Genomic DNA, 24,704 nt, shown 5'->3' with positions numbered 1-24,704 from the left:
AGTTTTGAAGACAAGATGAAAGATTCAATCACAGGGTGCAGGGTTACAAAGGGAGCAAGCATATGGCAGGAGGTTGGGTACAAAGGAAATGGGTTCAATATCCAAAAGCATACCAGGAATGAGAAAGCGTTTGTCTTCGTTGCCACAACGCCGAGATGAAATAGATAGACTCACACACTACCCGGTCAATCTGATGCAACATGAGGAAGAGGCAGCCCTCCAGTTAGCACAAAAAATCAATCACATCATTGCTAATAGCTCAACATCGGCAATGATGCTGCAAGATATTGCCCAATTGCTAGGAGTTGCATTCAAAGTAGATTGCTGCTGCTTAGTGACTGCCCACAAAGAGGTGACTGGTGGTGAAGAAATTGCTGCAAATTGGTGTCCCCAAGAGTATTTAGATTCGTCGACAGATGAAATATTTTCACTAGAGCAGCTGGATTTACCAGTGGTGCAATGCGCTGGTGAACCAACTATAGAGGACATTGCCACAATTCAAAACAGTCTGAAAATAGGTTGCCAACAAGTGCCGATACCAGTGAAATCGGTTCTGGCAATTACTACCCATTTTGGAAACAAAAAGAATGGTGTCATTAGCTTAATCAAGTCTCAGCTATATGATTGGAGTGAGTCAGAAAAATATTTGCTCACAGCAGTAGAGTCAGTTTGCGCGATCGCCTTAGAACAAGTAGCACAAGCAGAGCTGATCGCCTCACAACAGCAGTTTCTCCAAACTTGTGCTAAGCATCAAAATCTGATCAAGCAATTGACAATACTTGGTCGCAGCAACTTGGAGATTAATCAAATGCTTCAGGTGGCGATCGCATCTACTGCCGAGGCTCTAGAAGCAGACCGGGGTTTGATTATATTACTCAAATATACTGATCCGCTATTTAGAAATCTACCCAAAAAACAAATTCCCAAAGCGAAAGCTACTGTTATTGGTGAATGGTCCAGACAGCCAGAAGATTTTTACATTGATAAACAAGATAACCAAGATCATTGCTTCTGGCTTTCCGAGTGTGGAATTAGTCGGCGTGCCTTTACAGCAGAGTCTGGCAAGCCTGTAATTATTAATGACACTAAAGATAGACGCAAGGATACCTCCACAATCGCCCAAGTGTTTATTTTAGAAAAACTGCCTGCAATGCTGTTAATGAGGTTGGAGAGTCAAGGCAAAGTTTTGGGATTTTTAGCACTACAGCAAACCCAACCTCGTTACTGGCATACAGCAGAAATCAACATGGTAGAAATGGTCTGCGCTCAACTCAGCAATGCCATCATTCAAACACAGACACTACGGCAAGTACAAATGTTAGTCGATGAGCGCACATCCCAATTGCAGCGCAGTCTGGACGTTCAAGCAAAACTGTATGAAAGAACAAAGCAATATGTTGAGCAATTGCGAGAACTCAACAAACTCAAAGATGAGTTTTTGAGTAACATGAGCGATCGCCTACGTTATCCTTTAACCAACATGCGTATGGCTTTGCGTATGCTGCGTCAACCAGGAAGAACCCCCGAACAGCAAACCAGGTACCTAGATATTCTGGAGGAGGAGTGTACTAAGGAAATCAACTTGATTAACGACTTATTGACACTCCAGAAGCTAGAGAATCATCAAGAGCCTCCGCAATTTGAAACCTTAGATTTAAATAGCAGAATCCAAGACATATCAGCATCTTTTGAGAAAAAGCTGGTAGAAAAAGGACTAAATATTTCTTATGAGTTACCGGAACAATCCCTAGAATTAGAAACCGAACTAGAAAGTTTTGACCGCATCTTACAAGAACTTTTAACCAATGCGGTAAAATTCTCAGAACGAGATACTACCATCCAACTACAAGCCACACACCAAGTTATTCAACAAGTTGATCGAGTTATTATTAAAGTAACCAACATAGGACGTGGCATCTCAGAGGCAGAAAGCACCTATATTTTCGATGCATTCCGTCGCGGTAGAGGAAGATGGACTCCTGGCACTGGCTTAGGGCTTGCTCTGGTAAAATCCTTAGTGCAGCATTTGAGTGGGGAAATCGCTGTAGAAAGTACTCCGATTGAGGATACAGATCTCAGCAAAATCTGTTTTACCTTAAATCTGCCCCAATTTTCAGACCAAGACAAAACCTACCCTGAAAGTGACTGAAGAAAAATATACACCAGAAGAACTCAACTTCATCGCCATTGAAGACGAAACTAACTTTGAAGCGAATGATCAAAACGCTGTGGCTGTTCAAATCGAGAAAATCACCGACAGACAGCGACAAATCACCGCTAAAATCCAAATTCCCCAGCCAGTGGCAAAAGTTTGGGAAGTACTCACCAATTATGAAGCCTTAGCCGACTTCATCCCCAACTTAGCCCAAAGTCGTTTACTGGAACATCCCAATGGTGGTATTCGTTTAGAACAAATAGGTTCTCAGCGCTTTTTACGCATGAATTTTTCTGCCCGTGTAGTTCTTGATCTTGAGGAAAACTTTCCCAAAGAAATAACTTTCCAGATGGTAGAGGGCGATTTTAAAGACTTCTCTGGCAGCTGGTGCTTAGAGTCTTATTCTTTAGGTCAAGAAACAGGGACTAATCTCTGCTACACGGTCAAAGTTTGGCCTAAACTTACTATGCCCGTAGGAATTATTGAGCGCCGCCTTGCGAAAGACTTACAACTAAATCTACTGGCAATTTACCAACGTTTGGAGGGATAAGGTAGTGGACTGGTCATTCCATTTTGGATTTTGGATTTTGGATTGCCTCCAGAAATGAGATGATCTTAAAACAAAATCCATTAATAGCAAAAAACTCCACAAGCTATTCAATGTTGTTGTGGAGTATTCTCTATGTTGATTTTTAGATACCCCCAGGGGAATTCGAATCCCCGTTACCTCCGTGAAAGGGAGGTGTCCTAGGCCTCTAGACGATGGGGGCGCGGGTCACACTTTTATTAATTTAGCGGCTTTTACTTTTGATGTCAACAGTTTAAATGAATAATTTGATAGCAAAATTTTAAATTGCAGCAGGTTAAACTGAGTGGAAGCAAAAGTGATTCATAGTCAAGGGTTAAAAAATGAACCTAAGGAGGAAAAAATGGCACTCAAAAGCTGATAAATCAAGCATTAGGGTCGTTACCATTTTACCAATCCTCTGGGGCAAGTGTATTATAGGTAACCAAGTAAAAAACTTTTCTGCTCAACAAAGAGTATTCAAGTTGTCATATTGCATCAGGTAAATAGAGTCTTTACAATTCTTTACAAGAGATTTTGAAAAACATAGCTCAAAATCTACAACATGGAAGCATCTTTTGAAATCACCTTGCAGATGGTTATTGCCGTCGTTGCCGGCATAAGCGCTCAGGTAGTAGCTGCGTACCTGCGAGTACCCAGTATTGTATTTTTATTGCTGTTTGGTATTCTGCTTGGCTCTGACGGTTTCGGGCTGTTGCATCCCCATTTGTTAGGCACTGGATTAGAAGTTATTGTTGCTTTGGGAACGGCAATAATTTTGTTTGAAGGCGGACTTAACCTAGAACTGCGAGAGTTAAACAAAGTTTCTACAAGTTTGCAATTACTCGTAACTTTGGGAACTTTAATTACGTTACTTGGTGGGAGTATGGCGGCTCATTGGCTAGGTGAATTTCCTTGGCCGCTCGCTTTGCTGTTCGCCTCTCTAGTAGTGGTTACAGGCCCTACGGTGATCAGTCCTCTGCTCAAACAAATTAATGTGGAACGACCAGTTGCCACATTGTTAGAAGGGGAAGGAGTGTTAATTGACCCTGTTGGAGCCATCCTAGCTGTTGTAGTGCTGAACACGATATTAAACGATAATGCCGACCCCTTTGTTGCCATCAGCAGTTTGCTAGTGCGGCTGAGTCTTGGTGGCATAATTGGGGCAGTAGGCGGCTGGTTGATGGCGCTAATTTGCAAGTATGCCAATTTTCTATCTTTTGAGGTCAAAAACCTTGTAGTCTTGGCTGGTTCGTGGGGTTTATTTGTGTTGGCGCAAATGCTCCGCAGTGAATCAGGATTGATGGCGACTGTAGTTGCTGGTGTGGTGTTTGGAACAGCTTCTGTTCCAGAAGAACGACTACTGCGGCACTTCAAAGGTCAGTTAACGATTTTGTGCGTTTCAGTCTTATTTATTTTACTGGCTGCTGATTTATCTATTGACAGTTTGTTTGCACTAGGTTGGGGCAGTTTATTTACTGTTTTGGCTTTGATGTTTATCGTGCGTCCGATCAACATTCTTTGTTGTACCTGGAACAGTGACTTGAACTGGCGACAAAAACTGTTTCTTAGCTGGGTTGCTCCTAGAGGAATTGTTTCTGCTTCTGTAGCTTCTTTATTTTCAATTTTGTTGACCCAACACGGCATTAACGGTGGTGATGCTATTAAAGCTCTTGTGTTCCTCACAATTATCATGACAGTTTTCTGTCAGGGACTAACTGCTGGCTGGATTGCTAGGTGGCTGGAAATTACCTCCAAAGAGGCGACAGGGGCAGTAATTGTTGGTTGCAATCCTCTGAGTATTTTAGTTGCTCGCCTGTTGCAAGAACGGGGAGAAGCAGTTGTGATGATCGACACTGATCCTGAAGCAAGTAAGCAAGCCCAAGCCGAAAATTTACGAGTCCTAATCAGCAGTGCTTTGGATGTCAATGTTTTGGAAGAAGCAGGATTGGCTTCGGTGGGAACTTTTTTGGCGATGACCAAAAATGGCGAGGTGAATTTTGTTTTGGCACAACGAGCCGCAGAAGAGTTTAACCCACCCCGCGTTCTAGCAGTTTTTCCGCGTGATCCACAAGCCACTAATGGTACAAATAATACGAAAGTCAGTCAGGCCTTTATTCCAGACTTGCAAATTAAAACCTGGAATCAATATATCAACGATGAGCAAGTGAAACTAGGGATGACGACACTCAAAGAACCTGGTTTTTCATTACAAAAGGTTCAGTTGCAGGCATTAATTCGGACTGGTGAGTTAGTACCACTGTTTTTAGAACGGGATGAGAAATTGCAGATCATGCCTGCGGGTGAAGCTTGGCAAAGTGGCGATCGCATCATCTACCTCTTGCACGATCCCAGACCGAAGCTTTTAAAACGCTTATCGGGTGGTAGAGACTCAAATCGCCTCTCTCTGGAAAAATTACCAGAGGTTGAGGAAATCCCGATCGGGAAGTTATCTCAGCTTTCTGCCAGTGATGCTCCTGCACCTTGAATCTGACTCGGTGGCAAGTTAGCACTTTCAGAGTTGGCAAACTGAGCTTTCATTTGTTTTTCTTGCCACAATACGCTGAATAAATGTGCGCCAGAAATGATAATGGCAGCAATTGAAAGGATATAACTGTGTATGGTGTAGAGTCTTTGGATAGTTAGCGTACTAATTGCACCACCAGTCAGGATTTCGCGTAGTTGTGAACCAATCAAAGGAATTGCTTCAATGGTTCCTAACTCAATGCTAAAACGCCAGAATCCTTCTTGATCCCAGCTTAAAATCATTGCTGTCCAACTTAACCCAATGGCAATTAGAGTGAAGAAAATTCCACTGATCCAGGCTGATAGCCAACTCTTGCGAAATTGTCTGCCCAGAAATAATACCACAATTTGCACAAGTGCGATCGCAATCACTCCATTACCAGCAATATTGTGTGCTTTACGGAACAACCAACCATATTGCACTTGCTCTGTAATCAATTTCAAAGACTGATAAGCCCTGCCTGCTGCTGGTTCATAGTAAATAGATAACAAAATGCCAGTAGAAGCTGCAACTAAAGATAGGGTAATAATGACGACAGATAATACGGTAGCTATGCGCCGCAAAACCCTATTAAACTCGGTGCTTTCCATCACTCACCGCTCCTTGAGCTAACAATGTACTTTTATAACAATTTTAGCTAAGAAATATTAAGAAAGTATAATTTATAGTTAACAAATGTTTGTCCCAAATGTTTTTCATCAATAACATGATGAGCGAATGTCAAATTTGAAGTGCGATCGCTCTCAATGAAATGCTCACAGTTGTATTTTCTGTTATGGAAAACGGCTATAAATGCAATCACGTGTTGTTATCTAAGGTTTATTGGCAATTGTCTAGTTATTTTTAGTTAACGAACACAGATGCACACCGATAAACACAGATGGATTATCGCTGTACATCTGTTTGAATTTACAATCTATTGTGTTGCTAAATATTCATACAATTGCCAACGTGCGTCTACTTCTGCTTGGGCTTGTTGTAGCAGACGTTGAGCAAGTTCGGGTTTACTCTTGACAAGCATTTTGAAGCGATTTTCTTGATACATTGACTGTTCTAGTGATTGTTTGGGCGATTGCATATCCAATTGCAGAGGATTTTTACCCTGTTCTCGCAACTCTGGATTATAGCGATACAACAACCAACGACCTGATTCTACCAGCGCTTTTTGGTTGTTCATGGCTGTGGTCATATTAATGCCATGAGCAATACAATGACTATAAGCAATAATCAGTGATGGACCGTTGTAAGCTTCAGCTTCTAAAAATGCTTTCAGTGTTTGGTCATCACGTGCGCCTAAAGCTACACTCGCTACGTAGACATTACCGTAGCTCATCGCCATGAGTCCCAAATCTTTCTTGGCAGCAGGCTTACCACTAGCGGCAAATTTGGCGATCGCAGCTGTTGGAGTGGCTTTAGAAGATTGTCCGCCTGTATTGGAATATACTTCTGTATCCATCACTAGGATATTAACATTGCGACCACTGGCAAGTACATGATCTAATCCGCCAAAGCCAATATCATAAGCCCAACCGTCACCACCGACAATCCAAACACTCTTTTTGACAAGATAATCAGCCAACAATCTTAGATTTTGGATTTTGGATTGTAAAGACGTACCATGGTACGTCTCTACATCATCTAATCGCTGTTTAAGCAATTCTACCCTTTGTCTTTGCTCGTAGATATCTGCTTCGGTTTTTTGGGGTGCATTAAGAATAGATTGAACTAAATCCTCAGGAAGCTTACTTCCCAACTCTCGCAATAATTCCGCCGCATGTTCAGCATGTTTATCTAAAGATAAGCGAAAACCAAAACCGAATTCGGCGTTATCTTCAAATAAACTATTAGACCATGCTGGGCCTCTACCTTCAGAGTTTTTAGTCCAAGGAGTTGTGGGGAGATTACCACCGTAAATCGAAGAACAACCAGTAGCATTGGCAATCATCGCGCGATCGCCAAATAATTGTGACAGTAGTTTTAAATAAGGTGTCTCGCCACAACCCGCACAAGCACCAGAAAATTCAAATAATGGTTCTTGCAGTTGTTGTTGGCGAATTTGGTTTAATTTTAGTTGCCGTCGGTCAGGATTTGGTAAATTCAAGAAGAAATTCCAATTTTCCCGTTCTTGCTCCCGTAAAGGTAACTGGGGTTTGAGATTAATTGCTTTAGTTTCTGGCTGCAATTTATTTTTCCCAGGGCAAATTTCAACGCAGATTCCGCATCCTGTACAATCTTCCGGTGCTATTTGAATCGTAAATTTCTGTCCCGCAAAGTCCTTATCTTTGGCATTGATAGACTTAAATGTTACCGGAGCATTTGTTAATTGACTCTCTGCATAAACCTTGCTGCGAATTGACGCATGGGGACAAACCATCACACACTTGCTGCATTGTACGCAGACATCAGGTTCCCAAACCGGAATATCTAGCGCCACATTGCGTTTTTCCCATTGAGAAGTACCTGTGGGAAAAGTTCCATCAGCAGGTAAAGCACTTACAGGTAAATCATCCCCTTCCCACCTCATAATTTTGCCTAAGACTTCGCGGACGAACTCAGGCGCACCCTCAAGATTTTGGATGTTGGATTTCTCCCCATCACACCACCTTGGAACATCGACTTTCTGCAAGTTTTCCAGCGTCTGATTTACCGCTTGCAGATTCATGTGGACGACTTCTGCGCCTTTTTTGCCGTATGTTTTTTCAATCACTTGCTTAATTTTGGCGATCGCTTCTGCTTGGGGTAAAACTCCTGCTAAGGCAAAGAAGCATACTTGCATAATAGTGTTAATGCGTCCACCCATGCCACTTTCACGGGCGACTTGAGTAGCATTGATAACATAAAATTTTAGTTGTTTGCTAATAATCTGCTGCTGTACTTTCTCTGGCAGATATTCCCAGACCATATCTGCATCATAGGGACTATTAAGTAAAAAAGTTGCCCCTGATACAGCATTTTTCAGTACATCTACTCGATCCAATAATACCCACTGATGGCAACCGATGAAATTCGCTTTGCCAATCAGATAAGTAGAGCGAATCGGCTTCGGACCAAAACGCAGGTGAGAAACTGTCATCGAGCCAGATTTCTTAGAATCGTAGACAAAATAACCTTGGGCGTAGTTGTCGGTTTCTTCACCAATAATCTTGATCGAGTTTTTGTTTGCACCCACTGTCCCATCAGAACCCAAGCCGTAAAACATGGCTCTGACAACATGGTCTGGTTCAGTTGAAAAATTAGGGTCAAAACTTAGGGAAGTGTTGGTAATGTCGTCATTAATACCAATAGTAAAGTGATTTTGCGGCTGTGGTCGGGCGAGATTGTCGAAAATTGCCCGCACCATCGCCGGGGTAAATTCTTTAGAAGAAAGACCATAGCGACCAGCGATGATTTTAGGAGTGGGGAGGTGGGGTGATGGAGAGGTGGGGGAAGTGTGAGGGGTGTAAGGGGTATAAACATTTTCGTTATCTCCTTGTCCCCCAAGTCGTCCCCTTTGTCTCCTTATCTCGTCCTGCAATTCCCATGCTTCGTGAATGGCGGTGACGACATCAAGATACAACGGTTCGCCGGCTGAACCTGGTTCTTTGCTGCGATCTAGAACTGCGATCGCTTTTGTGGTTTTTGGTAAGGCTTGAACAAATCTTTGGACATCAAAGGGGCGGTAGAGTCTTACTTTGACAACACCCACTTTTTCACCACGGGCGTTGAGGTAATCTACTGTTTCATGGACTGTTTCACAACCAGAACCCATGAGGACAATCACGCGATCGGCGTCACTTGCGCCATAATACTCGTAAATTTGATAGTGTCGTCCCGTGCGTTCCCCAAGTTTGTCCATAACGTGTTGGACAATTTCTGCACAAGCATTGTAGTAGGGGTTAGCGCGTTCACGGGCTTGGAAATAAACATCGGGGTTTTGGGCAGTTCCCCGCAATACAGGGCGATCGGGAGTTAAAGCGCGGGTGCGATGGGCGAGAATTAATTCTTCATCAATGAGCGATCGCAAATCCTCATCTTCCAGCAACTGGACTTTCTGAATTTCATGGGAGGTGCGAAAACCATCAAAAAAGTGCATAAATGGCACTCGCGCCGCCAGAGTTGCAGCTTGGGCAATCAGCGCAAAATCATGGGCTTCCTGCACCGACGCAGAACACAGCAAGGCAAATCCTGTACCACGGGCTGCCATAACATCGCTGTGGTCGCCAAAAATAGATAAAGCATGGGTAGCTAAAGCACGGGCTGCTACATGAATAACTGCACTAGTTAATTCTCCAGCAATTTTGTACAGGTTAGGGATCATCAACAATAACCCCTGTGACGAAGTGAATGTAGTTGTCAGAGAACCTGTTTGTAGCGCCCCATGTACAGCCGCAGCCGCTCCGCCTTCACTCTGCATTTCGATTACACTCGGAACCGTACCCCACAAATTAGCACGGTGTGATGCTGACCAAACATCAGCCCATTCACCCATTGCGGAAGAGGGGGTGATGGGATATATGGCTATAACTTCACTTAAACGGTAAGCAACACGGGCTACAGCCTCATTCCCATCAATGGTTGCAAAAGTTGTGTGCATGATTTCCTCCTGCAAGCTACCCCCAAAAGTTAAGTTAATTAGTAGTTAGTGGTTATTAGGGGTGTTCGCGTAGCGTCTCCCTAAAGGGAGATAGCGTTTGTAGCATTTGTATGGGTATCTTGAATTTAAAACGAAATATATTCGTACAATTTATAACCCGTTTTAACGGGTTTAAGCTTTCAGCCCAAAACAAAAGTTTTGGGATTACCTAGACACATTTATTAATTATTTAGATTATCCCATTCACAAAAAACATATTGATTACTGTTAATTAATAAATGCACTCATCCCAAAAAACTAACCATGAGTTAGCTTTTCAGAAAATATAAACAATTTTTGGGGTAGAGGTTCGAGAATTAATTAATTCAGGATTCCAGCGACTTTGTCTTCATTAGACCTCTTGCAGAAAAGTTTTGTGATAGATTAATAGACTGGAGAAAATTGGGAAAAATTAATTGGCAGGTTGAACTAGATAGTTATAAATCCCAACAATTAAATGGCATTCTATGGGGCTTTTGGTGACATCCATGACCACCGTTTTTGGTTTCTGCGATGGGATCATTAATAGCTTTAATTAATATCAAGTTCGGTTAATTGCTTACAATATTATGCTTCGGTGTTGGTCATTGGTTTTTCCGATTACCCTTCGGGTTCGCTACTTTGCCATCTCGGCAGAAGCCAAGACGGCAAGAAGTAGTCTCACCGATTACCCATTACCTATTACCAGCCCACGCGACAGTATAAGTATTTAAGCGAACATGATATAGTTCTTCTCTTTCGCGTTCGGTTTTCATCACTTCACACGAATTGCTACACTCTTTATACAGCAAGCTCTTCATCGCCTATTGTCGCCCCGTCAGCGTCTCATCATACAATCAAAGATATTTTTTCGTTTAATTTCTCAAGAGCTTGAAGTCTTCCAGATTCCTGAGTTAGTCAAAAATTTTTTAGTTTTAATAAGGATTATGAACGAGTTGTTATCTTATCTTCCTGATGGATAACAGTTCGGAGAGTGACAGAAAAGGTTTATCAGCTTGATGCGGTCAATCACCCATTGTGTAATACCCATTATTCATCTCTGAAAAAAGTAAAAATATTTTTTGAGAGACGCACAGTGCTTGTACAAGTAAAAAGTTAAAATAACTATTAAATTCATCTTTCTTTTTACTTGTTTTTTTCTTTTTCATGCGTCTCTTTCAAATCTCCTAAACTTATGGGGGTTTTATTTTTAGTTTTTACTTTTTCAGGATACTCTTTTACGAATTAGGTACTTCAAGTTCCCCGATTTCTGCAAGATTATTATCTGTTTCTTTGATTTCCTCAGAGGCTTCTTTTTGAATCCATAAAAATAATATGGCAAACACAGGAAAAGGCAAAATGTAGAAAACTAGGGGAATCATGATCCAGGGCAACCATGAAGCAGCATAGTCACCTGTTAGTTGTGTCATATCTACCATCATACAATTCCTCTAAAACTCAAAATTTAAAACTCAAATTTATCCAATGCAAAATTTGTGTTAAGAAAGTAACGTTTAGCTAGCATTAACAGCTCCTCTAAGAATGGCATCCAAAGCGTCAAAGTTTTCGAGCAGCAAATATGCAAATATAGCACCACCCATTGCACCAAGAAAAATTCCGCCATTTAATTGGCTCCATTCTTCACGAGTTCTCAACGGTCTTAATGAGTCTTTGGAATAGGAACTATAAGAACCTTTCGGATTTCCTTGGAATGTTGTAATCGCAAAAATGGAAATTCCTAAACAAGCGGATACAGCTATATATATAGCAGTGATTAATCCACTCAGATTTGCTCCATGTGCTGATTCCCGTAAAGGCCCAATTACAACCTCTGGTCCCACAAGAAAATAGCCATGAGCCATACCAATTTCCAGTCCCCGCATGAAAGGAGTTAACCCTTTGCGATAAGCAGGTAAATTATTGATGAAAGCTTTAGCTAAAGGAGAATCATTAATAGGAGTGGATAGATTACCAAGGCATGGATCGCCTTTGAAAGGTTTAATTATATCGTTATCTACTGTATCAACTGTATTAGACATTGTTATTAACCTTTGTATTGAATTGGTTGATGTTGTCTTAATTTTAAATATATCAATTATCGATTTCTAAAAATATATTTTTAGATGATTTTAATAATATTATTAACAATAATGCAAGCCCTAAATAGGAAAGTCTCTTGCTCAGTCAAGCAAGAGAGGAGGTCGAAACTTTATATTTTTAATAATTGATTTCTGAAGTAAAATAACAAAGTATAACCTTGAGAACTTATATTTATTTGTTAACTGTTGACAGTTAAAAATTAACTGTCAACAATTGATTCATTGACCAAACTTACTTGCTGTTGAGGCAATTAAAAAGGCTCCGTAGGTAGCGATATAACCAACAGTAAAATGAGTTAAGCCGACTAAACGAGCCTGAACAATTGACAAAGCAACGGGTTTATCTCTCCAGTAGCCAAAGGATAGGGGCGTTTGTTCGTGTGCCCAAGCCAGAGTTTCGATTAACTCTTGCCAGTAACCCCGCCATGTAATTAGGAACATGAAGCTAACAGCCCAAGCTAAGTGTCCAAACAGGAACATCCAAGCCCAAACAGCTAAGTTATTAGTCCCATAGGGGTTATAGCCATTAATCAACTGAGCGGAGTTTGCCCAGAGGTAGTCTCGGAACCAACCCATGAGATAGGTAGAAGATTCGTTGAATTGGGCGACATTCCCTTGCCAAATAGATAGATGCTTCCAATGCCAGTAGAACGTTACCCAACCCAGAGTGTTAAGCATCCAGAAGACAGCGAGGTAAGATGCATCCCAAGCTGAGATATCACAAGTGCCACCCCGACCAGGGCCATCACAAGGAAAGGCGTAGCCAAAATCTTTTTTATCGGGCATTAGCTTGGAACCACGAGCATCCAACGCACCTTTTACTAATATCAAGGTGGTGACATGCAAACCGAGAGCGATCGCATGATGAACATAAAAGTCACCCGGGCCAATAGTCAAGAACAATGAGTTAGTACCATTGTTGATAGCATCCAACCATCCTGGTAGCCAGACGTTGGCATGATTGGGCCATGCTGTGAAAGCAATACTATCTGGGTTTGACAGCAGTGTATGAAACCCATACAAAATCTTACCGTTTGCTGACTGGATAAACTGAGCAAACACCGGCTCAATCAAGATTTGCTTATCAGCCGCGCCAAAGGCTACTTCTACATCGTTGTGGACGTATAGACCCAAGGTATGGAAGCCTAAGAATAGCGATACCCAACTTAGATGAGCAATAATGGCTTCTTTGTGCTTCAACACTCGCTCTAGGACATTACCTTTATTCTGTTCTGGGTCGTAATCTTTAATCCAGAAGATGGCAGCATGGGAAAATGCCCCTACCATTAAAAAACCGGCAATATACTGATGATGTGTGTATAATGCCGCCATTGTGGTAAAGTCCTTGGCGATAAAAGCATAAGGCGGCATGGAATACATGTGCTGTGCCGTCAAAGAACTGGCAACACCTAGACAAGCTAGTGCCAAAGAGAGTTGGAAATGCAGAGAATTGTTTACTGTTTCGTACAGCCCTTGGTGAGGTAGATTAAATGGCCCTTCAACTTTTCTACCAAAGAAAGTCTTGGAGTCCATCATCTCTTTGATACTGTGACCGATACGCCAGTTAGTGCGGTACATGTGACCCGCAATAATTAATACGACTGCGATCGCTAAATGATGGTGTGCCATATCCGTCAGCCACAGTGATTGCGTCTGGGGATGGAAACCACCTAAGAACGTGAGAATTGCTGTGCCTGCACCTTGAGAGGTACTAAATACATGCTCGGCGGTATCAGGGTTTTGGGCGTATGCTCCCCAATTACCCGTGAAAAATGCCCACAAACCAGCGGGATGGGGTGGGGTAGATAAGAAGTTATCCCAGCCAACATGTTGTCCGCGAGATTCGGGGATAGCAACGTGTACTAAATGACCAGCCCAAGCTAAAGAGCTAACACCAAACAAACCTGCTAAGTGGTGGTTTAAGCGAGCTTCCGAATTTTTGAACCAACCCAGATTAGGACGATATCTAGGTTGTAAATGTAACCAGCCTGCAAACAAGAAGACTGCCGCTAGCAGAATTAGGAACAATGCACCAACATACAGCTCAGTATTTGTGCGGAGTCCGATAGTGTACCACCAGTGGTAAACACCAGAATAGCAAATATCTACGGGGTTCCTCGCTCCTGCTTGGGTGAAAGCTTTAATAGCTCCTGGCCCAAATTGAGCATCCCAGATCGCGTGGGCGATGGGGCGCACATGCACAGGGTCTTTAATCCATACCTCAAAATTACCTTGCCAAGCAACGTGGAACAAAATCCCCGACGCCCACAGAAAAATAATTGCTAGATGACCAAAGTGAGAGGCAAAAATCCTTTGATAGAGATTTTCCTCCGTCATCCCATCATGACTTTCAAAATCGTGAGCAGTAGCGATCGCATAGAAAATGCGCCGCGTTGTCGGGTCATTAGCAAGGTCTTGGCTAAATTTTGGGAATTTAGTAGCCATAAGCCAAAGAAGTAAAAAGTAAAAAGTAAAAAGGCAAAAATGAAGCAATATAGCCGGAAAAAGGAAAAAGTACACAAGTTAAATTCTTTTTCCTTTTGCCTTCATCCAAATGCCGTCATTCTTGCCAGGAAGAAAGCCCAAGTAGTGACAATTCCTCCTAAAAGGTAATGAGCAACCCCTACAGCCCGACCGTGAATGATGCTCAAAGCACGAGGTTGAATAGCTGGGGCAACTTTCAATTTGTTGTGTGCCCAAACTATCGATTCAATCAGTTCTTGCCAGTAGCCACGACCACTGAATAAGAACATCAGACTAAAGCCAAAGATGAAGTGTCCGCCCAGGAACATTAAGCCGTAGGCTGAAAGTGATGTATTGTAGGATGTAATCACTTGTGTTGATTGCGCCCAAAGGAAATCACGCAACCAACCGTTATTCGTTATTGACGAAGTCGCAAAGTTTCCACCAGTGATGTGAGTGACCACCCCATCTGCTCCCACCGTCCCCCAGACATCTGATTGCATCTTCCAGAAGAAGTGGAAAATCACCATACTAAGAGAATTGTACATCCAGAACAAACCCAGGAATACATGATCCCAAGCCGACACCTGGCAAGTACCACCCCGCCCCGGCCCATCGCAGGGGAAGCGGAAGCCTAAATTAGCTTTATCTGGAATTAAACGGGAACTGCGGGCAAATAAAACCCCTTTCAGCAGTACCAGAACAGTGACGTGAATTGTGAAGGCGTGAATGTGGTGAATTAAGAAATCTGCTGTACCCAAGGTAATGGGCATCATCGCCACTTTGCCACCCACAGCCACTACACCACCACCGAAAGCATAGCTGACAGGGTCGTGCAAATTAGGCGCTGCGGTTCCCAATCCTGTTAGTTCCAGATTTCGCAAGCCACCGAAAGCATGACCCAAAGGTGCAGCAACTTGGAGAGATGGATTTCCTATGGTCATCGTATGGATATGTTGCAGCCACTGGGCAAACACTGGCTGTAATTGAATTCCCGTATCCGAGAACATATCCTGAGGACGACCAAAAGCCCGCATGGTGTCGTTATGACAATACATGGCAAAGCTATGGAAGCCAAGGAACTGACACACCCAAGCAAGATGAGAAATAATTGCATCCCGATGGCGTAGTACCCGATCCAGCACATTATTGAAATTTTGTTCTGGATCGTAGTCCCGCACCATGTAAATCGCTGCGTGGGCTGCCCCGCCAACAATCAGGAAGCCTCCAATCCATACATGGTGAGTGAATAGAGATACCACAGTCCCATAGTCTGTTGCCAAATAGGGATAGGGCGGCATCGCATACATGTGATGGGCGATGATAATGCTCAGAGAACCCAACATTGCCAAATTGATTGATAGCTGAGCGTGCCAGGACGTCGTGAGGACTTCAAACAGACCCTTGTGACCGACAGGCCCAATAAAGCTCAAGAATGGCAGCATGTTTGGAGTTCTGGCATCATCCAGCATTTCTTTAATGCTGTGACCGATACCCCAGTTGGTACGATACATGTGACCGGCAATGATGAACATTACCGCGATCGCTAAATGATGATGTGCAACATCTGTCAACCACAAGCCACCAGTTACAGGGTTAAGCCCACCCTTAAAGGTGAGAAAGTCAGTAAAATGCCCCCACTGCAAGGTGAAGAAAGGTACTACACCTTTCACAAAGCCCCAATCTGCATGGGGATACAACTTGTTCATCAAACTGGGATTCAAGATGAACTCGTGCGGTAAAGGAATATCCTTCAGAGCTACTCCAGTATCCAACAGCTTGTTAGTGGGTAGGGAAACATGGATTAGGTGTCCTGTCCAACCTAATGAACCCAAACCCAAAAGCCCAGCCAAGTGATGATTTAACATCGACTGGGTATTCTGGAACCATTCCAGTTTGGGAGCGCGTTTGTGATAGTGGAACCAACCAGCGAACAGCATCAACGCTGCCATTACCAAACCGCCAATAGCAGTGCAATACAGCTGGAATGTATTGGTGAAACCAGCAGCACGCCACATTTGGAAAAGCCCAGATGTGATTTGAATGCCATGAAAACCACCACCCATGTCTCCATTCAAAATTTCTTGGCCAAATATCGGCCAAACAACTTGAGCACTGGGTTTAATACCAGTTGGATTTGCCATCCAAGCCTCAAAATTGGAAAAGCGAGCACCATGAAAATACATGCCGCTTAACCAAATAAACACCACCGCTAGATGCCCAAAATGGGCAGCAAAAATCTTGCGCGATATGTCTTCTAAATCGCTAGTATGAGTGTCAAAATCGTGGGCGTTAGCATGTAAGTTCCAAATCCAGGTTGTGGTTTTGGCACCTTTGGCAAGGGTGCGGTCAAAGTGTCCTGGTTGCGACCACTTCTGAAAAGAAGTAGGCACCGGATCGTTATCAACTACAACCCTCACCTCTTGCTCTCGCTCTGGCGTAAGAGTCATTGAACTTTCCCTCTTCTATTAAAGAAATGAGAACTTTACTCTGCTCAAAGTAGCTGTATTTAAGTTTTTTGTTGGTTGTTAGTTTGGGGATTAACTATTGCCACTAACCAACGGAAAAAGCCAGCGATTGGATTAACAGTAACGCTGGATTATTTGTAGATAAATTATTCGCTCAAGAGACATCAAGTAGCTGAATAACCCTTTCCTTAGAGAATAAGAAAAAAAAATGAAGAACTGATGAAAGAAGATAGTTATTAATAAAAAATTACAAAAACTAATTCCAATTCAGCACTTAAGCTACTTGTTTGGCCAGAGTCATTAAATCAAAAGGTTTAGCGATCGCAGTCATTGTTAAGAGTACAGACGGTAAAGTTGATGTACGCCAAAAACAACAACCAACAGCTATTACACGAAATATATTCACACCGACCCACTGATTAATGCTTGTAGCACTTGATCAGATAAGGTAAAAGGATCGTAGGGCTTGGTAATTACCGCCGCGATCTTAAGTTGAGTAAACTGACGTTGTTCAGCAGCCTGTGCTTTTGCTGTGAGCAAAACTACTGGAATATTCTGAGTAGTAGGATTTTTTTGGAGGTTTTGCAAGGTCGTCAACCCATCCATATCTGGCATCATCACATCCAAGAGAATAACATCAGGTTTTTCTGTTGCAGCTTTGACCAGACCTTCTCTACCAGAAACTGCTGTTAGAACTTCCCATCCACCAGCTATCTCTAGACACATCTGGGTAGTTTCTCGGATATCCTGTTCATCATCAATAATCAAAATGCGTTTTGTCATTTGTAATTTGTTGGTTGTTGGTTGTTGGTAGTTAGTAGTTAGTGATTGGTATTTTCCCCAATCCCCAATTACTGACTAATAGGTAACATGAAATAGAAGGTGCTACCCTTCCCTAAAATACTCTCTGCCCAGATTTTGCCTCCATGCTGTTGTACTATGCTGCGACAAATTGCTAATCCCAAGCCAGTACCCCCTTGATGACGGGAATTAGAAGCATCGACTTGCTGAAAGCGGTCAAAAATTGTCTCTAGTTTATCTTCAGGAATACCTCGCCCTTGATCTTTGATTTGGAACAAGAGATAGGAAGTAGGGGAAGTAGTAAATTTATTTTTCTCCACACAATCGGCTTTCCTCACTTTCCCCTCTTGTTGAAGTTCAACACTTAGCCATACTGTGCTACCTGGAGGCGAGAATTTAATAGCGTTGCTGAGTAAGTTAGTAATTGTCTGGATGATACGGTCTGGATCTGCCCATAATTGCACTGATGCTGGTGTCAGTTCTAGCTGAATTTCTGCTTTCTCAGCCATTGCTCGCATTTCATCCACAGCTTGAATCATCAAGTCAGTGACGTTACATATCTGTTTGTGCATCGTCACTTTACCTGAGTTGATACGCTCAATATCAAGGATGTCATTAATCAAACGCACTAAACGGTTGGTGTTATCAAAGGCAATTTCTAACATCCGTTGACTTTTTTCAGGTTGATTGTTTAAGGAACCCCGTGCCAACAAGCCTAAAGCACTGCGAATTGAGGTTAAAGGTGTTCGTAACTCATGGCTGACAACAGAAACAAATTCATCCTTCATCCGTTCTATTATTTGTCGTTCGGTAATATCCTTAAAGATAACTACAGCACCAACAATTTTTTTTTGTTCTCGAATTGGTGTAGAGACATATTCGACTGGAAATTTTGACCCATCGCGGCGGTAGAATATGTCGTCAGTAACATGTTGTACTGTTCCATTTTGCAAGGTAGCGTAGATGGGGTTATCTTCCAAAAAATAGCGGACACCGTCGGGTTTAGAATGCTTCACGACTTCGTGCATAAACTGATTGATTAGTTCTTTCACCCCATATCCCAGCATTCTTGCTGCTGCTGGATTTACAAAAGTAATTTTGCCCTGACAATTTAAACCATAAATTCCCTCGCCGGCTGAGTTCAAAATTAACTCGCTTTGCCGACTCAGGCGTTCTAGTGAGGCTTGTGTTTGCTTGCGATCGCGAAGTGCGCGTTCTCGTTCGTTGATTTCTTCCAACAATCGTCTATTGGCTCGTCGTAACTCTGCGGTTCGCTCTTGAACTCGTTGCTCTAATTCGGCATTCAATGCACAGATTTTTTTCTCAGCTTGCTTGCGCTCTTCGATATCGCACTGCAAGTTGGCGTTGAGAGCATTGACTTGCTGATACAGTTGGTATTGATGAATTGCGATCGCAAAGTGACTAGCCAAAGCTTGGGCAAGTTCAATTTCCGTAGTCTTCCATTCTTGGACTTGACCTCGCTTCAACTCTCGCCACACCTCAAAGGATTTAATCGGAGACAAATGTCTCTCATCATCGCGGTCTGGTCGTCGCGCCCAGATAGTTTCTACGTCTATTTCGTTACGAAAAATACTTAAATAACCCAAAATCTGCTGCCGATATTGCAAGCGCACAATTAACAAAGTACGAATCCCAGACTTCAAAAACGCCTGTGCTAAATCTGACTGTAGTGCCGCTTGATACAAATCATTAACAACCCAAACTGGGCTTTCTTCAACAACAGTTGTTTCCATTCTTAGCCATTCTCGCCAGCTGGGATGTTCTTCGAGGGGGGAAAATGAAGAATTTATTACTCCCCCTTGTCCTCTTTTCCCCTTTTTCCCCCTTGTCTTCCTTGTCTTGTGTCTGGCTGTTTGCCAGTAGTAAACAACTGCGCTTCCTCAGCAGGGTTCTGGGGGGTAATGCAAATTCTGCCACCTGCGCCTTGTAGCGCTGATACAGTTAACTCTAGTGCTTGTTGCACCTGCATCTGTGTCATGGAGTGTAGCAGCTTGGCAACGCGGTTAATTGTGGCTTCTTGTTGGGCTTGGAGGCGGCTTTGTTCGAGGAGAGTAGACTGAGCGATCGCAATTGATAATTGATCTGCGACTAACTGTACCACCTGTAATTCTTGCTCTGTTATTTGGCGCGGTAAACTATGATGGGAAACTAATAAGCCCCATAATTGCTCGCGATGCAAAATTGGCACTACTAAAGAAGATTGCACTCCCATTGAGGTGAGGTATTCTACATGGCAGGGGTCTACCGAGCGAAATCGAATGTCATTTTTGAGTTCGATGGATTCGTCAGCTTCCGGAGCAGGGCTGAGTCCAATTTGTTGTGTTCCTACATCCACAATTGAACGCTGACGAGCCAACAAAAATAATTCTCGTGCTTCAGATGGAATATCCTGAGCAGGGAAGTGTTGCCCTAGTAAGGATGGTAGACGTTCTTTATCAACCGACTCTGCCACAACTTCACCACTACCATCTGTATCAAATCGATAGATTTTAACGCGGTCAGTCTCCAAGAATCCACGGATTTCGGCAACAGTTATTGAGAGTATCGCTGGTAATTCCAGAGATTGGCGAATGCGATTCATTATCCGATGTAGCAATACTTCTAAAGAAGTGATTTGCTTTTCACCAGCAGTGTTAGTCTGATTTAACGCCTTGGAATGGGGATTATTCGATGGCATCATCTAAAACATCATGGCAAAGTATTTTCTCTAGTTCTGCAAACGCAGGCTGCTGTATTTCTTGCTTCAAGGCTATAACCAAGTTGTACAAATGCAACACTTGGTTTTGATTAATGTTCATATGCGATCGCAACATCTGCTCAACTTCAAAAGCCAAACGCGACCCTTTGGTAAAACCAAAGATGCCCAAAGCCCCTGTCAGTTTATGTGCAGCTTGTTGTGCTTGTTGTCTTAATTCATCTCCCAGGTTGTTTTCTAGTAATGCTTCTGTGGCTTGCTCTAGGATGATGATGCGATCGCAATTCTTAACTTTCAATTTCTCCCACAATTTAGTTAACGCTGCTTTGGTTTGTTGTATATTATCATGTAAATCTTGAGCCTCATAAAATAAATCTTTTATCTGTTGTTTTTTACTTGGTTTTACACCATTTAATCTGTGATTTTCTTTTGTTTTTTGTGGCAATTTTTTGGAAGATGTAGGTACTTTCAGGCGATAACCCAGACCATACACCGTTTCAATAAAATTATTCTCCGCTCCTGCTTGTTTGAGTTTTTGTCGCAAACCTTTAATGTGAGCTGTAACTGTATCTTCTTGGGGAGCTTCTTCCGTTGACCACAAGTGTTCTAAAATGTCGCCGCGGCTAAAAACTTGATGTCCGTTGCGAAGAAAAAGCTCTAGCAAACGATATTCTTTGGGAGTTAAATTGAGAAGGTGATTGTTATAGACAACTTCACATTTACCAGGATCAAGACGCAGGTTTTCCCATTCCAAAACCGTTTGTAGAGTTGAATTTCGCCGCCGCAATAAAACCCGAATTCGAGCTAATAATTCTGACATGTCAAAAGGTTTAACAAGATAATCATCTGCTCCAGCATCCAATCCCATTACTTTATGAGTGCTAGAGTTTTGCGCTGTTAATAACAGCACGGGAGCTTGATAGTTATGAGAACGTAACCTTTGACAAAGCTGAATACCGTCCAACTTCGGTAGCATGACATCTAACAAAATTAAGTCATACTTGAAAGCCTCCACAAGCTCCCAGCCTAATTCCCCATCATTTGCAACATCGACAACATAATGTTGATTCCCAAGAATATTTTCTAGAGTATTGGCAATACACTCGTCATCTTCAACTAATAAAAGTCTCATGAAATATCACCCTGTTATGATTGGGAATATGTCGAATTACACGCCTAGGTTTTGAGCTTGGACAGCTTGGAGAAATTTCCCCACTTGACCATATTGGTTAAGCAAGCGTGACATTCGCGATTAATCAGTTGACTTTTTAGATGATCTTTTGGTGATGTCTAAGGAAGAATTCAAGAGAAAGATAAACAGGGAATATTTGCCTTTTCACCTTTCAGAATGTTAACAAGCTGCGTTTTAGAATTTCCATGCGATCGCTCCGCACCCTTTAGGAAGGCTCCGCCTACAAAATGAAAGTATTTTTTTAAAAATGTGCAAGTTCTGAATTAATCAGAAATAATCGCCAAAAAATCAAAATCAAGAATATCAAAAGTTTGGTTAATAAAAAATAACTGATTGTTCACAAAAATGTTACTAAGATTTTCCCATTTCTAGGATAGTTGGGCATACTAAAATATATTATTCTGTTGACAATTACAATCATTATTAACAGATTTCTCACAAAATTAATTACTTAGCTTCAATAAAATTTTCATTTCTTTACTTATTTTTATAAAAACTAGAGTAATTTTTTACACATCTCCGAATTATCCAAAGATGCAGCTGGCCAATCAGGGATTGCACGCCCCATCAAAAATTTTCCGTCATTCCACCAGATGACCAGACGTAGCATTGCTACGTCTCTTCTACGAACCATTATCTGAAAACTGCTCAAATTTACTTATCAACTATGGTTTTGTAAGTTTATGTAAAGAAAATTAATTCCTTCATTAGTTCTTCATGTTTTTTCACTATTCTGCTTTTCATCAATCTTGAATAATATTTTCGTCGTAGCTGATGAAGGTTTGACTGCAAATATATAGCCCTGCCATCGCCTCTGGTGTGAGATTGTGCTGCGATGGAAACTCCTGCCCATTCAATGAGGATGTATTGAGTATGAAGCTAGAGTCAGACCATGTAATTGCAACCTCAGATAGTAGCAATTACACTTCTGAGCCAACAGCAAACAAACTCTCAGAAAGACGCAAAAAAGTTAATCATTGGGAAAAATTTTGTTCATGGGTTACCAGCACAGAAAACAGACTATATGTCGGCTGGTTTGGTGTGTTGATGATTCCTTGCATCTTAACAGCAACAACTGTTTTTATCATCGCCATCATCGCTGCTCCTCCTGTAGACATGGATGGAATAGGTGCGCCCATTTCCGGTTCAATACTTTCTGGAAATAACATTATCACTGCTGCTGTTGTGCCAACATCGGCTGCAATTGGTCTGCATTTTTATCCAATTTGGGAAGCAGTTTCCATTGATGAGTGGCTTTACAATGGTGGGCCATATCAAATGATTGTGCTGCATTTTTTGATTGGCATCATCGCCTATCAGGACCGGGAATGGGAACTAAGTTACCGCTTGGGAATGCGTCCCTGGATTTCTCTAGCATTTACTGCTCCCGTCGCCGCAGCTGTCTCAGTGTTGTTAATCTACCCAGTTGGACAGGGTAGCTTATCTGCGGGAATGCCTTTAGGAATATCTGGCACATTTCACTTCATGTTGCAGTTTCAAGCAGACCACAACATCTTGATGAGTCCTTTGCATCAGTTAGGAGTGATTGGGGTTTTAGGTGGTGCTTTTGCGGCTGCAATGCACGGTTCCTTAGTCACGTCTACCTTAATTCGCAGTCATAATCACAGCGAGTCTGAATCAATTAACAAAGGGTACAAACTTGGTCAACAACACCCAACCTATAATTTTAGGTCTGCTCAAGTTTATTTATGGCACTTGATATGGCATCGTGTCAGTTTTCCTAACTCTCGCAAATTGCACTTCTTCTTGGCAGCCTTACCAGTAGCAGGAATTTGGTCTGCGGCTTTGGGTGTGGACATCGCTGCCTTTGACTTTGACTACTTGCAATTTCATCAGCCTGAGATCAAAAGCCAAGGGCAGATTATTCACACTTGGGCAGACACAATTGATTGGGCTTCTTTAGGGATAAAAATTTTAGATGAACGCCATATTTATGACTTCCCTGAAAACTTAACAGCAGGTGAAGTAGTGCCTTGGAAGTAGGCATCTTGAATTTTCAATTTGGAATTTTTTATGACTACTATTTCCACACGACCAACGAGCCGTTTCCCAACCTGGGATAGGTTCTGCAATTGGGTAACAAGTACCGAAAATCGTCTGTATATTGGCTGGTTCGGCGTCTTGATGATTCCTTTGTTAGGAGTTTCTATCTGCGTCTTTACGATCGCCTTTATTGCCGCTCCCCCAGTGGATATTGACGGCATCCGCGAACCAGTATCTGGTTCACTACTCTACGGCAACAATATCATTACCGCCGCCGTAGTTCCTATGTCCAACGCGATTGGACTGCACTTTTACCCCATTTGGGAAGCAGCTTCTATGGACGAATGGCTCTACAACGGCGGGCCATATCAAATGATTGGTTTCCACTACATTCCAGCCCTTGCTTGCTACATGGGGCGTGAGTGGGAATTATCATACCGTCTGGGAATGCGTCCTTGGATTGCAGTTGCCTACAGCGCTCCTCTTGCCGCCACAACTTCAGTGTTCTTAATTTACCCAATTGGACAAGGCAGCTTCTCTGACGGTCTGCCTATGGGTATCAGCGGCACTTTCAATTTTATGTTTGTGTTCCAAGCCGAACATAACATTCTCATGCATCCCTTACACATGATTGGAGTCGCTGGAGTCTTGGGAGGTTCGCTGTTCTGCGCAATGCACGGTTCACTAGTGACATCAAGTCTCATCCGTGAAACCACAGAATTAGAATCGCAGAACTACGGTTATAAATTTGGTCAAGAACAAGAGACTTATAACATCGTTGCAGCCCATGGTTACTTTGGTCGCCTAATTTTCCAGTACGCCAGCTTTAACAATAGCCGCTCATTGCACTTTTTCCTTGCAGCTTGGCCGGTGATTTGTATTTGGGGTACTGCTATAGGCATCAGCACAATGGCGTTTAACCTGAATGGCTTCAACTTTAATAATTCCATTCTTGATTCTCAAGGACGTGTACTCCCCAGTTGGGCTGATGTGTTGAACCGAGCAAACTTAGGTTTTGAAGTGATGCACGAACGGAATGCTCATAATTTCCCACTGGATCTTGCTGGTGGTGAAGCTGTTCCTGTCGCAATCACAGCGCCTTCCATCACTGCCTAGTCGGTTT

Annotated in this window: 15 protein-coding genes, 1 tRNA gene and 1 pseudogene; 5 read left to right on the top strand and 12 right to left on the bottom strand. The window is 42.5% G+C overall.

The genetic code is table 11. The features are described from left to right. The first annotated feature begins 118 nt into the window (after nucleotides 1-118). Together UYK_RS0117770 and UYK_RS0117765 are read left to right on the top strand one after the other, a co-directional pair. Nucleotides 119-2,149 (top strand): GAF domain-containing sensor histidine kinase, encoded by a 2,031-nt coding sequence (locus tag UYK_RS0117770; protein ID WP_016871863.1) that lies wholly within the window; start codon nucleotides 119-121, stop codon nucleotides 2,147-2,149. Then, on the top strand, nucleotides 2,142-2,705 hold the full coding sequence (locus UYK_RS0117765; protein WP_009453715.1) for an SRPBCC family protein: 564 nt from the start codon (nucleotides 2,142-2,144) through the stop codon (nucleotides 2,703-2,705). The genes UYK_RS0117770 and UYK_RS0117765 overlap by 8 nt, the downstream gene beginning before the upstream one ends. 147 nt (nucleotides 2,706-2,852) lie before the next feature. On the opposite strand, the gene UYK_RS0117760 is transcribed toward UYK_RS0117765, so the two are convergent. Next, nucleotides 2,853-2,925 (bottom strand) — tRNA-Glu (locus tag UYK_RS0117760). A gap of 360 nt (nucleotides 2,926-3,285) precedes the next feature. Here UYK_RS0117760 and UYK_RS0117755 point away from each other — a divergent pair. After that, nucleotides 3,286-5,208, top strand: coding sequence for a cation:proton antiporter (locus UYK_RS0117755; protein WP_009453714.1), 1,923 nt, complete (start codon nucleotides 3,286-3,288; stop codon nucleotides 5,206-5,208). Here the strand turns inward: UYK_RS0117755 and UYK_RS0117750 are convergent. From UYK_RS0117750 to UYK_RS26295, 11 genes and pseudogenes are all read right to left on the bottom strand, one after another. Then, nucleotides 5,175-5,837, bottom strand: a complete 663-nt coding sequence (locus tag UYK_RS0117750) for a cytochrome b N-terminal domain-containing protein (protein WP_009453713.1) — start codon at nucleotides 5,835-5,837, stop codon at nucleotides 5,175-5,177. The genes UYK_RS0117755 and UYK_RS0117750 overlap by 34 nt on opposite strands. Nucleotides 5,838-6,163: 326 nt before the next feature. Further along, nucleotides 6,164-9,820 carry a pyruvate:ferredoxin (flavodoxin) oxidoreductase gene (gene nifJ / locus UYK_RS0117745; protein WP_009453712.1) on the bottom strand — a complete coding sequence of 1,219 codons (3,657 nt, stop codon included), beginning with the start codon at nucleotides 9,818-9,820 and terminating at the stop codon, nucleotides 6,164-6,166. Nucleotides 9,821-11,076: 1,256 nt separating this feature from the next. Next, nucleotides 11,077-11,280 carry a hypothetical protein gene (locus UYK_RS24365; RefSeq protein ID WP_016871861.1) on the bottom strand — a complete coding sequence of 68 codons (204 nt, stop codon included), beginning with the start codon at nucleotides 11,278-11,280 and terminating at the stop codon, nucleotides 11,077-11,079. Between the two features lie 72 nt (nucleotides 11,281-11,352). Next, nucleotides 11,353-11,877, bottom strand: coding sequence for a photosystem I reaction center subunit XI (locus tag UYK_RS0117730; RefSeq protein ID WP_016871860.1), 525 nt, complete (start codon nucleotides 11,875-11,877; stop codon nucleotides 11,353-11,355). Nucleotides 11,878-12,156: 279 nt separating this feature from the next. Then, nucleotides 12,157-14,382: a photosystem I core protein PsaB gene (gene psaB / locus UYK_RS0117725; protein WP_016871859.1), complete on the bottom strand. Its 2,226-nt coding sequence runs from the start codon at nucleotides 14,380-14,382 to the stop codon at nucleotides 12,157-12,159. Between the two features lie 101 nt (nucleotides 14,383-14,483). Further along, a complete protein-coding gene (psaA, locus tag UYK_RS0117720) occupies nucleotides 14,484-16,850 on the bottom strand; it encodes a photosystem I core protein PsaA (protein ID WP_009453708.1) in 2,367 nt (788 codons plus the stop codon). A 292-nt stretch (nucleotides 16,851-17,142) separates the two neighbouring features. Further along, nucleotides 17,143-17,274, bottom strand: a complete 132-nt coding sequence (locus tag UYK_RS27595) for a hypothetical protein (protein ID WP_257998887.1) — start codon at nucleotides 17,272-17,274, stop codon at nucleotides 17,143-17,145. Continuing rightward, entirely contained in the window at nucleotides 17,271-17,651 is a 381-nt protein-coding gene (locus UYK_RS0117715; RefSeq protein ID WP_009453707.1) for a response regulator, read from the bottom strand. The genes UYK_RS27595 and UYK_RS0117715 overlap by 4 nt, the downstream gene beginning before the upstream one ends. 68 nt (nucleotides 17,652-17,719) lie before the next feature. After that, nucleotides 17,720-20,367 (bottom strand): annotated as a pseudogene (locus UYK_RS24360) (ATP-binding protein). Then, the gene (locus UYK_RS0117705) at nucleotides 20,354-21,517 is read right to left on the bottom strand and encodes a response regulator (RefSeq protein WP_009453705.1); all 1,164 of its coding nucleotides are present in this window, start codon (nucleotides 21,515-21,517) and stop codon (nucleotides 20,354-20,356) included. The pseudogene UYK_RS24360 and the gene UYK_RS0117705 overlap by 14 nt, the downstream one beginning before the upstream one ends. A 556-nt stretch (nucleotides 21,518-22,073) precedes the next feature. Continuing rightward, nucleotides 22,074-22,211: a hypothetical protein gene (locus UYK_RS26295; protein WP_157221838.1), complete on the bottom strand. Its 138-nt coding sequence runs from the start codon at nucleotides 22,209-22,211 to the stop codon at nucleotides 22,074-22,076. Nucleotides 22,212-22,450: 239 nt separating this feature from the next. Here UYK_RS26295 and UYK_RS0117695 point away from each other — a divergent pair, with 239 nt between their 5' ends. Both UYK_RS0117695 and psbA read left to right on the top strand, forming a co-directional pair. After that, nucleotides 22,451-23,581 (top strand): photosynthetic reaction center family protein, encoded by a 1,131-nt coding sequence (locus tag UYK_RS0117695; RefSeq protein ID WP_016871858.1) that lies wholly within the window; start codon nucleotides 22,451-22,453, stop codon nucleotides 23,579-23,581. A gap of 30 nt (nucleotides 23,582-23,611) precedes the next feature. After that, nucleotides 23,612-24,697, top strand: coding sequence for a photosystem II q(b) protein (gene psbA / locus UYK_RS0117690; protein ID WP_009453703.1), 1,086 nt, complete (start codon nucleotides 23,612-23,614; stop codon nucleotides 24,695-24,697). The last annotated feature ends 7 nt before the right edge of the window (nucleotides 24,698-24,704 follow it).

This window comes from Fischerella thermalis PCC 7521, from assembly GCF_000317225.1.
GTDB lineage: Bacteria > Cyanobacteriota > Cyanobacteriia > Cyanobacteriales > Nostocaceae > Fischerella > Fischerella thermalis.
This window is presented reverse-complemented; position numbering and strand designations above follow the sequence as displayed.